This window comes from Amphritea atlantica, from assembly GCF_900111095.1.
GTDB classification, from domain to species: domain Bacteria; phylum Pseudomonadota; class Gammaproteobacteria; order Pseudomonadales; family Balneatricaceae; genus Amphritea; species Amphritea atlantica.
In genome coordinates this window covers 45,215-61,361 of record NZ_FOGB01000020.1, presented here as the reverse complement: position 1 = coordinate 61,361, position 16,147 = coordinate 45,215, and the positions used below count along the sequence as shown (strand labels likewise).

At 51.8% G+C, this 16,147-nt stretch carries 15 protein-coding genes; 9 read left to right on the top strand and 6 right to left on the bottom strand.

Annotated elements, in window-relative coordinates; genetic code table 11:
• A partial coding sequence (locus tag BMY09_RS20790) for an integrase core domain-containing protein (protein WP_139203231.1) occupies nt 1–349 on the top strand: 349 nt, incomplete at its 5' end.
• A gap of 386 nt (nt 350–735) precedes the next feature.
• On the opposite strand, the gene BMY09_RS20785 is transcribed toward BMY09_RS20790, so the two are convergent.
• From BMY09_RS20785 to efp, 3 genes are all read right to left on the bottom strand, one after another.
• On the bottom strand, nt 736–1,251 hold the full coding sequence (locus BMY09_RS20785; RefSeq protein WP_091362054.1) for a hypothetical protein: 516 nt from the start codon (nt 1,249–1,251) through the stop codon (nt 736–738).
• Nucleotides 1,252–1,766: 515 nt separating this feature from the next.
• Complete coding sequence (gene epmA / locus BMY09_RS20780) at nt 1,767–2,738, bottom strand: EF-P lysine aminoacylase EpmA (protein ID WP_091362052.1); 972 nt, start codon at nt 2,736–2,738, stop codon at nt 1,767–1,769.
• Between the two features lie 299 nt (nt 2,739–3,037).
• Nucleotides 3,038–3,601 carry an elongation factor P gene (gene efp / locus BMY09_RS20775; protein ID WP_091362051.1) on the bottom strand — a complete coding sequence of 188 codons (564 nt, stop codon included), beginning with the start codon at nt 3,599–3,601 and terminating at the stop codon, nt 3,038–3,040.
• A 110-nt stretch (nt 3,602–3,711) separates the two neighbouring features.
• Here efp and epmB point away from each other — a divergent pair, with 110 nt between their 5' ends.
• Together epmB and BMY09_RS20765 are read left to right on the top strand one after the other, a co-directional pair.
• Entirely contained in the window at nt 3,712–4,722 is a 1,011-nt protein-coding gene (gene epmB / locus BMY09_RS20770) for an EF-P beta-lysylation protein EpmB (RefSeq protein ID WP_091362049.1), read from the top strand.
• Between the two features lie 7 nt (nt 4,723–4,729).
• A complete protein-coding gene (locus BMY09_RS20765; RefSeq protein WP_091362047.1) occupies nt 4,730–5,566 on the top strand; it encodes a glucosaminidase domain-containing protein in 837 nt (278 codons plus the stop codon).
• A gap of 2 nt (nt 5,567–5,568) precedes the next feature.
• On the opposite strand, the gene BMY09_RS20760 is transcribed toward BMY09_RS20765, so the two are convergent.
• Nucleotides 5,569–8,901, bottom strand: a complete 3,333-nt coding sequence (locus tag BMY09_RS20760; RefSeq protein WP_091362046.1) for an EAL domain-containing protein — start codon at nt 8,899–8,901, stop codon at nt 5,569–5,571.
• Between the two features lie 343 nt (nt 8,902–9,244).
• Here BMY09_RS20760 and BMY09_RS20755 point away from each other — a divergent pair, with 343 nt between their 5' ends.
• A complete protein-coding gene (locus BMY09_RS20755; protein ID WP_091362044.1) occupies nt 9,245–9,688 on the top strand; it encodes a DUF805 domain-containing protein in 444 nt (147 codons plus the stop codon).
• 81 nt (nt 9,689–9,769) lie between these two features.
• Here the strand turns inward: BMY09_RS20755 and BMY09_RS20750 are convergent, their stop codons facing one another.
• Nucleotides 9,770–10,084 (bottom strand): DUF1820 family protein, encoded by a 315-nt coding sequence (locus BMY09_RS20750; RefSeq protein WP_091362042.1) that lies wholly within the window; start codon nt 10,082–10,084, stop codon nt 9,770–9,772.
• A gap of 157 nt (nt 10,085–10,241) precedes the next feature.
• Between BMY09_RS20750 and miaB the strand changes: the two genes are divergently transcribed.
• The 5 genes from miaB (at nt 10,242) to lnt (ending at nt 15,547) form a co-directional block, all read left to right on the top strand.
• A complete protein-coding gene (gene miaB / locus BMY09_RS20745) occupies nt 10,242–11,600 on the top strand; it encodes a tRNA (N6-isopentenyl adenosine(37)-C2)-methylthiotransferase MiaB (protein ID WP_091362041.1) in 1,359 nt (452 codons plus the stop codon).
• A 72-nt stretch (nt 11,601–11,672) separates the two neighbouring features.
• Nucleotides 11,673–12,686, top strand: coding sequence for a PhoH family protein (locus BMY09_RS20740; RefSeq protein ID WP_091362060.1), 1,014 nt, complete (start codon nt 11,673–11,675; stop codon nt 12,684–12,686).
• A complete protein-coding gene (ybeY, locus tag BMY09_RS20735; RefSeq protein ID WP_091362039.1) occupies nt 12,683–13,141 on the top strand; it encodes an rRNA maturation RNase YbeY in 459 nt (152 codons plus the stop codon). Before BMY09_RS20740 ends, ybeY begins: the two co-directional genes overlap by 4 nt.
• Nucleotides 13,142–13,169: 28 nt before the next feature.
• Nucleotides 13,170–14,027, top strand: coding sequence for a CorC family transporter (locus BMY09_RS20730; protein WP_091362038.1), 858 nt, complete (start codon nt 13,170–13,172; stop codon nt 14,025–14,027).
• A complete protein-coding gene (lnt, locus tag BMY09_RS20725) occupies nt 14,027–15,547 on the top strand; it encodes an apolipoprotein N-acyltransferase (RefSeq protein ID WP_091362036.1) in 1,521 nt (506 codons plus the stop codon). Before BMY09_RS20730 ends, lnt begins: the two co-directional genes overlap by 1 nt.
• Here lnt and BMY09_RS20720 read toward each other — a convergent pair.
• A complete protein-coding gene (locus tag BMY09_RS20720; RefSeq protein ID WP_091362035.1) occupies nt 15,494–16,033 on the bottom strand; it encodes a zinc ribbon-containing protein in 540 nt (179 codons plus the stop codon). The two genes, lnt and BMY09_RS20720, sit on opposite strands and share 54 nt — an antisense overlap.
• Nucleotides 16,034–16,147: the final 114 nt, after the last annotated feature.

Below are 16,147 nucleotides of genomic sequence, written 5' to 3'. Positions count from 1 at the left end.
CACCCTCAAAATACTGAAAGCAATGGATGTGAAGGTAAAACGGGTGCTGACGGATAATGGTAAGTGCTACACCAGCAGAGCCTTTAGAAATGCCGTCAAAGCGATCGGTGCACGCCCCATGAATACGCGCCCCTATCGCCCTCAGACAAACGGTAAAGCGGAACGTTTTATACAGACGCTGATTCGGGAGTGGTCTTACGGCAAACTGTATAACAATTCCGCTCAGCGAAATGCGACACTATCCTGTTATCTGAAGTGGTATAACCTTGTCAGACCACATGGTAGTTTAAACAAACAACCACCTATAAGCCGGTTACTTGTGAACAACGTATCTGAAATCTACAGCTAGATCGCGGCTGCGCCGCTGGCTAGTGGTTAGAACGTCGCTGCGCGACTCGCTAGAAAAAGCGCAGATAACGTGGGATCTGCGTATAACCATAACTGTTACACTTTTTCAAAATGCGTAGCGGACATTAACATCAAAAACTAAAGGCGTTGACCCCTTTAAGTCCCGCGAGGCTCAAGACGCAGGTAGCTAGCGCATTCCGCAGGGTTTTATGCATATTGGGACTGACAAGCGTGAGGATTTTGTTCAATATAGTGGTCGTATTCATAGCTCTGGCGGTAATTTTTTGGCGAAATAATTGATCGCCAAGGGCTATGAACGCTCCCTCCTTAAGCTAGCTATTTGTTATTTATTGAAAATTCGTGGGAATACCACAGACTCTGACCCCATTAATCTAAAAATTTACTAATTGCACTCAGGCCTCTACCTCTAGCAAAGTCCTCAGCAGAATAACCGCTCTCATTTTTTGCTTTTGGATTTGCTCCCTGAAAGACTAATCTCTTTACAAGATCTAAATCATTGTTCACAACAGCCTCAATTAATTTTTTATTGATGTCCGATAAAGGCTCCACTGAACTTTTCTTACTATTTCTAGCTCCCTTATGAGATTTAAATACAAGATAGACGTAACAGAGACTAAGAATAGAAGGAATGACTAATAAAGGGGGTATCATAAGGCCGCTGACGCCACCAGAACCTAAACTACTAAGGAAATCATAGATTCCAAAAAGAGACCCCACAGACAAAAGCCAACTTCCAGTGGCGGCATTACGGTAACCACAATGTTTCTTTGCTTTAAAATGGCTATACGGTACTTCTATTAGGCCAACAACGATAATTATTGCCGCTGGAATACATAGAACGTACCCAATTATAAACAGAGAGCTAAATATTATATTTTCCATCGTTCCCTGACTCCTCCGATGAAACAAGTAAGCGAACTTTGATAGAACATCCTATGCTATCACTATCGCGTAGACAAAAAGGGGGGATGTCCGCATTTGGCACATAGCAGACCATCTCTAATGACTCCCTTATAAAAAAACCGCCTTACGAAGCCCGCATTTATCAATCAGCGCGAATAGTCCATAAAAAAGGTTTTTCGAGCCACGGGCAAGTCACGTTTTTTGTGACGTCGAGCTACAAGCAACGGCTCTTCTGGAAGGCTGTTTTCTGTGCTTTTTCTAGCAAGGAAACGAAGTTTCCGTCTAACAACTAGCAGCCGCGCAGCGGCGATCTAGCCTCGGTGCTTTTACATCCGCTTTTGGCACAAAGCAGAATCGCCCGCTAGCTTCTGACGCCCAGAAACCAACCATAGATAATCTCCCTGTAGATCGCACTTTGCGCTTTTTCTAGCAGTCGCGAAGCGACGTTCTAACAACTAGCCAGCCGCGCAGCGGCGATCTAGCGACTGCCCCTCTCAGGCCCGATCAAACGGCAGAGCGATCACATCACTAATCTGCTCAGTCCCCAGCGCTAACATCACCAACCGGTCCAGCCCCATTGCAACGCCGGCACACTCAGGCATACCTGACTCAAGCGCGTCCACCAGCAGGCTGTCGGTAGGTCTGATGGGTAACCCTTCAGACTGTCGCTGAGCGATATCCAGCTGAAAGCGACGCGCTTGCTCTCCCCCATCGGTGAGTTCATAGTAACCATTAGCCAGTTCAACACCCGCGACAAAGAGTTCGAATCGACAGGCAACCGGTTGACCCGTTTCATCTTCAGCTATACGGGCCAGTGCCGCCTGACTGGCCGGATAATCGTACACAAACACTGCCCCCTGACTATCCAGCTGAGGCTCGATCACATGAGACATCAGCAGGTTCAACCAGTTATCCCGGTTGTCATCTTCCATCTTAATGTCGATATGCTGGCGGGTGATGGCTGCCAGCTCCTGCACGGTAGCTGTTTGCAGATCCAGCTGAAGGTATTGCCGAAACAACGCGCTATAGCTAATCCGTTGAAACCTGTCGATGCCAATAAGCGGGGCGACCAGCGCTTCAACCTCATCCATCAGTTGATGGTGATCAAAGCCGGGGCGATACCATTCCAGCATGGTAAATTCCGGGTTATGGCGACGGCCGCACTCACCATTACGAAACGCTTTACAGATCTGGTAGATCGCACCGCTGCCGGACGCCAGCAGCCGTTTCATCGCATATTCAGGAGAGCTTTGCAGATAGCGGGATTGTTCCTGTTGCCCCGGTAGCGGATGGTAGCGACACTCAATGGTATCGATATAGGGATCACTGACTGCCGCAGAAGTCATCAGGGGGGTTTCCACCTCCAGCACATCACGCGTGGCAAAAAACTCCCGGATCTGCGCAAAGATCTGCGCCCGCTTGCGCAGATTATTCAGCGGAGCTGTCGCTCTCCACAATTGACTCATGGGTGATTACTCTTCAATAAAAAAAAGGCCTTCAGAAACAGTTCCCTGTAGATCGCCGCTCTTGCGCATCCCTGCGCCCGCGGCATACCGTACATCCTGTCATCGCCGCTCTTGCGCATCCTTGCGCCCGCGGCATACCGTACATCCTGTCATCGCCGCTCTTGCGCATCCTTGCGCCCGCGGCATACCGTACATCCTGTACATAAAAATGGCAGCCGTGGCTGCCATTGGAATCGTATAAATTGAATTGAACGTGTTAAGAGCCAGTTATCACCAGCTCAATAGCGTTCAAACCATTTTTAAGCGCGGGACACGTACTCGCCACTGCGGGTATCGATCTTCAGGATATCGCCCTGTTCAATAAACAGAGGCACCCGCACAACCGCGCCAGACTGAAGTTTGGCTGGCTTAGAACCACCCTGCGCTGTATCCCCCTTAAGGCCGGGATCGGTTTCAGTCACTTCCAGCTCAACAAAGTTGGGTGGTGTAATCGAGATCGGATTGTTATTCCACAGGGTCACCAGACACTTGTCCTGCTCTTTCAGCCACTGATGAGCATCACCAACCGCGGTTTTATCCGCAGCAACCTGCTCATAGCTTTGTGGATCCATGAAGTGCCACATCTCACCATCACAGTAGAGATATTCCATATCGGTATCCATAACATCAGCACTTTCAGCGGTTTCATTCGATTTGAAGGTGCGTTCCCAGGTACGCCCGGTAATCAGGTTTTTCAGTTTAACGCGGGTAAACGCCTGCCCCTTACCTGGTTTAACGAACTCAACATCTACCATTGAACAAGGATCACCCTCGATCATCACTTTCAGGCCATTTTTAAACTGGTTGGATGGGTAATTTGCCATATCGATCTCGAATTAGATTAGACTCAGGTGAACTGCTGCCACCGCAAAATTGACACACATTCTACTTGAAAGGAGAATGCGAGCAAATTTTCCAGCGAAATTATTCTACTATGCACTCACCTATTCAGTTGCCGGATACCTGGCAAACCCTACTCAGTCAGACGCTGGAAAGTCCGGAAGCGTTGTTACGCTACCTCCAGTTGCCAGATTCGCTATTGGCAGGAGCCAACCGCGCCAGCCTGGAATTCGCCATGCGGATCCCCCGCCCCTGGCTGGACCGCATTGAGAAGGGCAACCCGGATGACCCGCTGCTGCGCCAGGTTCTGCCGCTGGCTGAGGAGCTGGAAGAAGTACCTGGATTTACCCTCGACCCACTGGAGGAGAGCCACAGCAACCCGGTGGACGGGCTGATTCATAAATACAAAGGGCGGGTGCTGGTGATACTTACCGGCGCCTGTGCGATCAACTGCCGTTACTGTTTCCGGCGTCACTTTCCTTACGCCGAAAACCGTCTGGGACCGCAGCAATGGCAAAATATTCTTGACTATATTACCGCTGACCCCAGCATCACCGAGGTGATCTTCTCCGGTGGCGATCCTCTGGTTTCCAGCGATTCACGGTTAAATCAGCTGATTACTGATCTTGAGCAGATCCCTCATCTGGCCCGGCTGCGTATTCACAGTCGACTGCCAGTAGTGCTGCCACAGCGGATTACCGATTCTTTCGTCAATGTACTGAAGCAGACCCGCCTTAAGGTAGTGACCGTTATCCACAGCAACCACCCCCAGGAACTGGATAGTCATGTTGCCGCAGCGGTGCAACGGCTGACCGGGGCGGGGATTACTGTGTTGAACCAGGCCGTGCTCCTGCGGGGTATTAACGACAGCGTCACGACGCTGAAAACACTCAGTGAGCAGCTGTTCGATATCGGTGTACTACCTTACTATCTGTTTACCTTTGATCCGGTTAAAGGTGCGGCACACTTTGATCTGCCGGATGATGACGCCCGGCAACTGATGCAACAACTTCAGGACCAACTGCCGGGCTATCTGGTTCCCAGACTGGCACGCGAGATTCCGGGCAGAGGCTCTAAAACCCTGCTGTTTACGGATCAGGAGTAACCCCGCGATGAGTACAACACCACAGTCACAGATACAAACGGTATTACTGTTTATCGCCGCACTGATGTTTGGTTTTGGCGCACTGGTACAGATCGCTGATCAACGCGATCAGTCCGCGACCCCGGTAACTTACAAAGCTCTTAAAACACCTGCCGATATAGTCCATCTGACCAATCCCGTTGAAGCCGTTGCCTATACCTCCGTCGTATCGCTGGCACCACTGCCGGTCGCGGAAAAGAAACAACGCTTTATCGCTTTGCTGTTGCCGGCTATTCTGATCAGTAAGCAGCACCTGCAACAGCAAAGAACCCGGCTGGAACAGCTACTCTCCCTATCTGCTCTCAATAGCGAGGAGCAGACCTGGCTGGAGCAGCTTAAATCAACCTACAATACCGACTCTCCGGCAGAGCTGCGTCAACGTATGGTCGACCTGCCAAACAGCCTGATTCTGGCACAAGCCGCCATTGAAACTGGCTGGGGCAGTTCTCGGTTTTTCGTGCAGGCAAATAATGTGTTTGGTGTCTGGTCGTTTGACCCGAATGAAAAGCGCATCATGGCGAGACAGACGAGAGATGGTCGGGCGGTCTTTGTTAAGCGTTACGACTCTTTACTCGGCGCGATTGAGGACTATTTTCTCACCCTGGCGCGGGGCAACGCGTATATCGAGCTGCGCCAGGCAGCCCGACACACGCAGAACAGTCTCGAACTGATAAAACACCTGCACCGCTATAGTGAGCTGGGGGATGACTATGTTAAGCGACTGGAGACGATGATCGTGCAAAATCGTTTACGGCGCTACGACAGCTACCAGTTGTCAACCCGAAGCAATTCTGTAAGCCAGTGAAACTACCGATCATCATCCCCGCTTACCTGCTGTAACAGCGCATCCAGCGGCTCAGGCATCCCCAGTCCGTAACCCTGACCATAATCAACGCCGATCTCTCGCAGCATCTGACATATCTCATCATTTTCGACAAACTCCGCAATAGTGGTTTTGCCCATGACATGACCGATATCGTTGATCGACTTAACCATCGCCTGGTCCAGTTCATCATTGAGAATCCCTTTCACAAACAGACCATCAATCTTGAGATTATCCACCGGCAGGTTTTTCAGGTATGCAAAAGAGGAAAGCCCACTGCCAAAATCATCCAGCGAAAACTGACACCCATAAGCCTTCAAGGCGTTAATAAAACGCTGCGCTTCGACCAGGTTAGCGATTGCCGAGGTTTCGGTAATTTCGAATTTAACCTTGTATGGCAGCAGGGAGGAACGTTCCAGATGTTTGATAATCGCCTCTTTGATGCGCGGGTCTCCCAAACTCCCACCAGACAGGTTAATCGCACAGCAGCCAAAATACTGACTGAACTGGGTGAAGTTCCGATCCAGCCACTGAAAGGCGTTACCCACCACCCATTCATCGATACGACCGGCCAGTTGATAGCGCTCAGCTGCCGGCAAAAAAGCGCCTGGAGGCACAATATTACCCTCCCGGTCCTTCATCCTCAGCAACAGCTCTACATCCGGCTTCAGCTGAGAGTTTTGTAATGGCACAATCACCTGGCCATAGAGCATAAAGCGGTTCTCATCGAGAGCAGCATTAATCTCAGTAACCCAGTGCATCTCCCCTTCACGCCGGGCCAGCATCTCATTCTCCGGTGTATAGAGATGCACCCGGTTTCGCCCGGCATCTTTGGCGGTATAGCAGGCAGAGTCTGCCTGCTTCAGAACTTCCGTTAAACTGGCCGAGTGTTCATTAATCGCTACCACACCGATACTGACGCCGATATTGAATGCCTGCTGTTCCCAGCAAAACTTAAAGTCAGCAATAGCATCCCGGACCGTTTCCGCGACAACCTGCGCCTTTTCCAGAGGACAATTCTGCAACAGAATACCAAACTCATCCCCGCCAAGACGGGCCAGGGTGTCATTGGACCTTACCCGGCTTTGCAGCAGTAGAGAAACCTGCCGCAATAGCTCATCCCCCGCAACATGACCGCAGGTATCATTAACCACTTTAAACTGATCCAGATCGAGGAAGCAGAAAGCATGCTGACAACCCGGCTGGCGTTGAGTATTGAACAGAGCCTGCATACGTATCTCAAACTCACGCCGGTTGATCAGGCCGGTCAACTGGTCATGACTGGCATGGTAGCTGATCTGTTCAGAGATCAGTCGATTTTCGGTAATATCCTGCAGAGTGACCACATAGTTTGTCAGCACCCCATGAAAATCATAGATGGGGGCGATGTTAACCTGCGCCCAGTAGTAACCATTCGATTTTTTACGGTTAACAATCTCTCCACGCCAGTTAGGTCTGTCAACCAGCTGCGGCCAGAGATCCGCATAGGAGGTCTCTCCTGGCTGGGGAAAATGGAGCATATTTATCGGCTTTCCGATCACATCTCCGGGCACAAAGCCGGTCTCTTCGGTAAATTTAGGGCTGGAATATTCAATCTCACCATCCGGCAGGGTAATTAATACCATGTTGGGGCTGAACTCTACCGCTTTAGATACTTTAACCAGCGCCTGTTCGGCCTTGCTGCGCTCCTCCACCTCATGTTGCAACGAGGCGGTTTTTTCTCTTACCACCTGGCCGATACGCAGGGTGCGGCCAGTAAGCGACAGCAACCAGCCGCCGAGCAGGGCCGCGAATAACATCCCTCCCAGTAATACAATCCAGCTGCTCCATTGCGAAAAATGCACGAAGAAATCGGGTTTGGCGCTGTAAGTAAACTGATAAACCCGTCCCCCGACTGAATACTCTTTGCTCAGTCTCAACGGCTCATAAGGGTTATCCATGATCTCATCACCGGTGTATATCGCTTGCCGGTTATCGGTCACATCCATGACGATCACACCAACCTGTGCAGCCAGATCCTGTCGTTCCCTCAGCACGGAGTTGATAAAATCCCCTACCCGGTACACCGCCGCAACCACACCTTCGTCAGACAATCCCCGATCGACTCCGTTATGATTGACCTGCAGATAGGCCACAATGCCCTTCTGCTCTCCCGACTCCTGAATCAACCGGATCGGAGCGGTAAATGCAACACCGCTGTGTTCACGCGCCCGTTGCAGCGCCTCCTTCGCCAGCGGATTACTGATCACATTAAAACCAAAAGCCCGCTCATTTTCGACAAACGGCTCAACGTAGGTGACCGGATAATAGACCTCTCTTTGCGGGGCGCTGACCAGCTTCCCGCTATCACCCAGCTCTACGATAGGCAGGGGGATAACGGCGGAAGTTTCATACTCAGCACGGAGCCCGCCGGGTATGCGGGGAATCCACTCCAATGCCTGTATTTCAGGATAGCGTTGCAGCATATGCAGGGTAAAATTGTGAAAATCAGCCGCGCCTATGCTCGTACTGCTCTGAAACAGACTACGTAATGAGAACAGTACCTCTATACCACCATCCAGGCGCACCTTCATATTGGAGTGTAGCTGTTCCACCTCCTGTTTAAACTTCAGAGCCCGTTCCTGCTCCTCATAGTTTCTGGTGATCAGAAAAAGGATCACAATCACCATCAGCAAGCCGCTCATCGGCAACACGATGGCCCATTTACGGGTAAATAAAGTACTCCGCGGACCTGCAAAAAGTGCCAGCAACATCGGTGCAACCACAATCGCGCCGATAGTGTCGCCAATCCACCAGGTTAACCAACTGATGAAAAAGCTCTCCCAGCCAATAACACCAAATACCAGCAGGGTGATAATAGCCATCAGACTTGCCGCAAGTGACGCCAGGGGCCCGATAATCAGCAGAAACAGGGTGATCTGTTTATCATCAATCAGATCCGGCATCCGGCCAAAAAAGCGATATATCAGCCAGACCGCTCCCGCCGCTTCAAGAATAGCCGCCATACTCAGCAACAGCATCAGGCCCAGAGAGCGAAACAGCCCAGCCGTACTACCCGCATCAAGCCAACTGCCAGCATAGAACACCATAAGGGCGATAAATAAGCCGAAACAGGCACGATACCCACGCAGCAGAATAGCCGTGATCGAGACCCCCGCCGCGGGCCAGACTGCAGACGCATCGCTGGGTGGGATCGATAGCAGCCCCACCGAAACCTGCGCCAGAAAAAGATAAGCCAGACCGGGCAGTACATGCGTACAGAACAGGTCAGAAATACTACGTTGCGGCGATTTAACTCGTGGTAAATTTGACGACATACAGCGACTGCGTTCTCTATATTAATGCTAGCGTGTTTTAAACTCTGTAAACAATGTACCCTAAATCGCTCTTCATAATGAGTTTTAACTACCCAATCTGCCAAATCCGCTATACAGATTGTCTCACTCAGTCACTCATTCCGGGCCGGATGAGATATACAAACAGAACCGTGACTTTCATCAACTCAGATGACTTGATATTTAACTCTATTGCATTAATGTATGGCCGGCTATAAGACGATGTGCATATTTTCGCACCGCATCAGTTATAGCCACTATAGCCAACCGTGGCTGGCTAAGCGTTTTATCAACCGGACCACCGGATCAAAAAAAGGATTTTAAAATGAATACTGATATTTACGCCTCCCCTCAGGCGGCTTTAGACCACCCCTCCGATAGCATTACCCCACTCACGCTGAAGCAGATTCTGTTCTCATTTGAGGGACGGATTGGCCGGAAAACATTCTGGCTGGCGTCACTGGCCTCTGCGCTGGTCACATGGGCTATTACGGCAGGCCTGGTGGCTATGCTGGTCGCCGCCATAAACACTTCAAGCGATCCTGCCTCGGGCATTATCACCTATATAGCCCTTACCTTTTTACTCTGTATACCAACAGGCTGGATCGGACTGGCCCTGCAGGCAAAACGCTGGCATGACCGCAACAAGTCCGCCTGGTGGATTCTGATTATGTTTGTACCGCTTATTGGCCCGTTCTGGGTGCTGATCGAAGCGGGCTTTCTACCCGGCAGCCCAGAAGCTAATGACTATGGGGCCCCCAGCGCCTGACTAAAACAAAAAATGCGCAACGCCTGAGCAGCGTTGCGCATTTTTCAATGCCGGCGATAGTCGTAACCGACTGGTCTGCGATCAGTTTCTCGGCGGCATCACCGGAAACTGTGTCACGGTACCTTTCACTTCGGTAATTTTTGCCGGACCTTCATGTTTGACTTCATCGATGCGAATAATCGCCTGCATCGGAATATAACTGCGTTCCACATCTTCAAACTGTTTTTTAAGCTTCTCTTCAGAGGGATCAACCACCATCGAGCTCTGACTACCAAAAACGATGTTTTCTATTTCCAGAAAACCCCATAAATCACTTTGGTAGACATTATGTGCATAGATCTCATAGATCTCGTTCTGATTAAGAAATTTTATCCGGTAGATTGGATCACTGGCCATGTTTCACTGCACTCAAAAAGGGTTTACTGGCGTTATTATGGGGACGCTTTAGCTGATTACAAGTGATTTCCTGAGCGGTTAAAAACTATGCAGCCGGATTGCCATAAAGTATAATTCCCGCCCTTTTAATTTCTCCACGATGCAGAACAGGTGTGCAATGGCCAAAAAGCTATTCATTAAAACCCACGGTTGCCAGATGAACGAGTACGATTCAGCCCGTATGGCGGATCTGCTGGGCGAAAGCCATGAACTTGAGTTAACCGACAATCAGGCCGAGGCGGATGTACTGCTCCTGAACACCTGTTCCATTCGTGAAAAAGCGCAGGAAAAGGTGTTTCATCAACTGGGTCGCTGGCGCAAGCTGAAAGCGAAGAATCCGGAGCTGAAGATCGGTGTCGGCGGCTGCGTCGCCTCCCAGGAGGGAGACGCTATTCTGAAACGCGCCCCCTATGTCGATATGATCTTCGGGCCGCAAACCCTGCACCGCCTTCCAGAGATGATTGATCTCACCAACACCGGCACGCAGAAGAAAGGGATTGTCGATATCAGTTTTCCTGAAATCGAGAAATTTGATCACCTGCCCGCGCCCCGGGTTGAAGGTGCTGAAGCCTTTGTCTCGGTAATGGAAGGTTGCAGCAAATACTGCACGTTCTGCGTGGTGCCCTACACCCGTGGAGAGGAGGTCAGCCGGCCGCTGGATGATATCATTACTGAAGCGGTGGAACTGTCCGAGCAGGGGGTACGGGAGATCCATCTGCTGGGTCAGAATGTTAATGCTTATCGGGGAGCCACCCACGATGGCGACAGTGCAGATCTGGCTGAACTGATTCGCTGCGTGGCTGCCATCGATGGTATCGATCGTATCCGCTTTACCACCTCCCACCCGGTTGAATTCAGCGACAGCCTGGTAGAGGTTTATCGCGAAGTACCTGAACTGGTGAGTTTCCTGCATCTGCCGGTACAAAGTGGTTCTGACCGGATTCTGATGGCGATGAAACGAGGCCATATGGCGTTGGAATACAAGTCCCTGATTCGTAAAATCAGGGCCGCCCGGCCCGACATCACCCTGTCATCCGACTTTATCGTGGGTTTCCCCGGTGAAACCGATGCCGATTTCGAAGCCACCATGAACCTGATCGCCGAGATCGGCTTTGATAACTCCTATAGTTTTATCTATAGCCGCCGCCCGGGGACCCCGGCCGCTGATCTCCCCGATGATGTCTCCGACGACACCAAGAAAGAGCGCCTCAATATTCTGCAGGCGCGTATCACCCAGCAGGCGATGCAGATCAGCCGCCGGATGGTCGATTCGGTACAACGGATTCTGGTCACCGATTACTCCCGTAAAGACCCGGGTATGCTACAGGGACGCACCGAAAATAACCGGGTGGTTAACTTTCGCTGCGATAATCCCGATCTGATCGGCCACTTCGCCGATGTCCGTATCGTCGAAGCATACAGCAACTCACTGCTGGGGGAGTTAGTCGCCTCAGAACTGGATCAGGGCTGGCAATGATTCAACATGCCGGTCGGCATAACCCGGCATCCTGCTAAACTTAACAGTATCTCTCTATTAAAGGACTCGTTTTTGAACACAGCGCAAACCATTCAGCTCACTCTGGAACCGGATAATCCGCAACACCTGTCCAACCTGTGCGGCCAGCTCGATGAGCATCTGCGTCTGATTGAACAACGACTCGGCATAGAGATCAGCAACCGGGGCAACAGCTTCAAACTGGCGGGCAGATCCAATGTCGTCCGTGCGGGAGCCAAGATGCTGGAGCAACTGTATGAAGATGCCCAGCAGGGCGAGCAGATCACTCCGGATCAGATCCACCTGCTATTACAACAGTCTGGCGTTGAGCAACTGACCGGTGGCACACCAGCAGCACCGGTCTACCAGGCAGATATTACCATCCAGACCCGCAAAACTCTGATCCGCCCCCGTGGCCCCAATCAGCAGGGCTACGTACGCTCTATCCTGACCCATGATATCAATTTCGGTATTGGCCCCGCCGGCACCGGCAAGACCTATCTGGCGGTGGCCTGCGCCTGCGAAGCGTTGGAACGCGAGGAAGTCAGCCGTATCCTGCTGGTCCGCCCGGCGGTTGAAGCGGGTGAAAAGCTGGGCTTCCTCCCCGGCGATCTGAGCCAGAAAGTTGACCCTTACCTGCGCCCACTGTATGACGCCCTTTATGAGATGTTGGGGATTGAGCGGGTCAGCAAACTGATTGAACGCAATGTGATCGAAGTCGCCCCACTGGCCTATATGCGTGGCCGGACCCTTAATGGCTCTTTCGTTATTCTCGATGAAAGCCAGAACACCACCCGGGAACAGATGAAGATGTTTCTCACCCGGATCGGCTTTGGCTCTACCGCAGTGATTACCGGCGATACCACGCAGATCGACCTGCCCAAAGGGGTCCGGTCCGGTTTAATCCATGCCAGTGAAGTACTTCAGGATGTGAAAGGGATCGGCTTTACCCGGTTTACCGCCAAAGATGTGGTGCGTCACCCACTGGTGGGTCACATTGTTGAAGCCTATGACGAGTACGATAAACGCCAGGAACAACGCGCCGATCAGCCACAGGACAAACGATGAGCTATTTTGTTGACCGCCAGTGCCAGATAGAGGATCACAACCTGCCCTCGGAAGAGCAACTGACACAGTGGGTTGCTGCGGCATTGCATGGGCGGCTGGACGAAGCGGAACTCTCGGTGCGTATCGTCTCTCCCGAGGAAAGTCGTGAACTCAATCACCAGTACCGGGGCAAGGACAGTTCCACCAACGTGCTATCCTTTCCCTTCGAGGTACCCGAAGGTATAGAGCTGTCACTGCTGGGCGATCTGGTAGTGTGTGCCGAGGTCGTCGCCAGGGAAGCCGACGAGCAAAACAAGCCATTATTTAACCATTGGTGCCATATGGTAGTACACGGAGTCTTGCATCTGCTTGGATTCGACCATATAAATAGCGATGAAGCGGAAGAGATGGAACAGCTGGAGCGGGAGATTCTCGCCAGTCTGAATATTCCCGACCCCTATCTGTTAACTGAGTAAGCGAGATAGTGAAACTACGGAGCACCACATGAGCGATGAGCGATCGGGAAATGGTCAGCAAAAGTCCTGGCTGGGGAAACTCACCCAGATATTTTCTGATGAACCTAAAACCCGTGAAGACCTGCTGGCAGACCTGAAAGACGCCACCGACGAAAATGTTCTCGACCAGGAAGCATTCAGTATAATCGAAGGGGCGATGCAGGTAGCCGACCAGCAGGTGCGGGACGTGATGATTCCCCGCTCACAGATGGTGGTGGTTGAAGCCGACCAGACCCCTAAAGAGTTTCTGCCGATTATTATCTCCTCAGCACACTCCCGTTTTCCGGTTATCGGTGAAAACCCGGATGATATTCTCGGCGTGCTGCTCGCCAAAGACCTGCTGTCACTGATTCTTGACGACAACAACCTGGAAAACTTTGATATCAGGCAGCACGTCCGCAAGGCTACCTTTATCCCCGAAAGTAAGCGTCTTAACGTGCTGCTCAAAGAGTTCCGTGCCACCCGTAACCATATGGCAATCGTTGTCGATGAATATGCCGGTGTCTCCGGCGTTATCACCATCGAAGATGTACTGGAACAGATCGTCGGCCAGATCGAGGATGAGCACGATGTTGAAGATGATGAGGGCAATATCAAACCCTTTGATGATAACGGTTATATTGTCAAAGCCCTGACGCCGATTGAAGATTTCAACGAGTTTTTCGATATCGGCATGCCAGATGATGAATTTGACACGATCGGCGGACTGGTGACACAGAAATTTGGCCATCTGCCTCGCAAGGACGAAACAGTGGAAATTGATACATTTACCTTTAAAGTTCTCAGCGCAGACAACCGGCGAATCCGTCTGCTTCAGGTTATCCGGACAACCCCGGCAGATTACTGATGGCTAACCGCACAGCGTTTCTTTTCTGGCGGATCATACTCTGTATGATCACCGGCGCCCTCGCCCCCCTGTCGCTGGCCCCCTTTGACTACTGGTATCTGGGCGGCGTTTCTGTTGCCATACTGTTTATTCTGTTACACAACTGCACACCCCGGGCAGGCGCCTGGCTGGGCTGGTGTTATGGACTCGGTTTCTTTGGCGCCGGCGTGTCATGGGTGTTTGTCAGTATCCATGAGCACAGCAATGCCTCGGGGTTGCTGGCCGGTTCAATGACGGCACTGTTTGTCGCCGCCCTGGCGCTTCTGTTTGCCCTGCAGGGTTGGCTCTACAGCCGTTTTTTTCGCAATGTAGCTGGGTTCTGCGCGCTCTGGATAGCCTTCGAGTGGCTGCGCAGCTGGCTGTTCACCGGTTTCCCATGGCTCTATCTGGGCTACGGTCTGATCGATACGCCGCTGGCCATCTTTGCGCCACTGGGGGGAGTCTGGCTGCTCAGCCTCTATGTAGTCCTGAGCAGCACCCTGTTGGTCACCTTTTTTAAGCGCCTGAAACATCCCCTTCAGGCAGCAACCATTCTGATGACTGTAGGGCTGCCCCTGATTGCCGTACAGCAGCATCAGATTCCCCAGAGCTGGACGCTCCCGGTGGGTGAGCCGGTCAGCGTCATGGCGGTTCAGGCCAATATCCCGCAACAACAGAAGTGGCAGCGGGGCGAACTTGAACATATCCTGCAAACCTATGTCGACCTGAGCCTGGACAGCGATAAAGTGGACCTGCTGATCTGGCCTGAAACAGCCATCCCGACCTTCTATCCGAAAGCCAGAGTAATGCTCAGCCCGTTCACGGAGAGGCTGGAGGAGAGCCATACCGCGATGATCAGCGGTATTCCAACGGTCTATATCGATTCGGAACAACCAAAGGGAAAACGCTACACCAATAGCCTCACTCTGTTTGCTGGCGGCAGCGGCAACTACGATAAACAGCGACTGGTCCCTTTCGGCGAATATGTGCCACTGGAACGACAGTTACGCGGCATTATCGACTTCTTTGACCTGCCGATGTCGGAGTTCAGTCTCGGATCACCGGATCAGCCGCTACTGGAAGCAGCAGGCAGCCAGATTGCGCCATTTATCTGCTACGAGATCGCCTATCCGGAGTTAGTGCGACAGCAAAGTCTGAGCAGCGATCTGCTGCTGACTGTCAGCAACGATACCTGGTTTGGCCATTCAAGCGCACCGGCGCAACATCTGCAGATAGCGCGGATGCGGGCGCTGGAGACCGGCCGCTGGCTGATTCGTTCAACCAATAACGGTATCAGTGCACTGATCAGCCCTGACGGAAATATCAGCACCACTGTACCGCAATATCAACAAGCGGTGATGATCGGTGAGGTGCAGCGGATGCAGGGGCTGACGCCTTATCAGGAATGGGGGATCAAACCCCTGCAGGTAGTAACAGGCCTGATGTTGCTATTCGGTCTGTTCACCGCTCCACGGCGCCGACAGTCGCGTAAAGGTTTCTGAACCACACTTGGGGCAGGCGCTCAGGGGCGCGGTATGGGTGTTAGAGATCTGCTCACCACAGTCGACACAGACAAAAGTGCCTGCCGCCGCCGTGTCACCGGCGGCGTAGTAGTCCTCTCCCTCCGCCAGGCGCTGTTCCAGCTCGGTGATGCCGATACGGGTGCGATCAGCCAGATCCATTAACTGTTGTGCCACCGTCTGCTCCAGCGCATTGAGATCAAAATTAAGCCATGCAGCAACCCCTTCACCGGTCTCATGGGCATAATAACCGAGCTGTTTAAGATCTTTTTTCAGATAGGCACTGAGCAGATCCATCTCATCCCGGGTCATCTCTTCGGCAGTCAGTTCCAGCTCGACAGCCTCTTCAATTTTCTCCTGCAGATACTCCCAGGAACGATGCTCAGCGGATTCCAGTTCACGACGTAACCGGCTCAGCACCCGATCATACTGAGCACTACGATCTTTTCCACTGCTATTGTTGCTCATATCCATCTCCAAAGCCGACTAAAAACTATATGTAGCATGGCATATATTGTATCCTATGCGCCACAGACAAAATATTCCATTGACCGGCGTCCAACATCCGCCGGTTTTTATCAT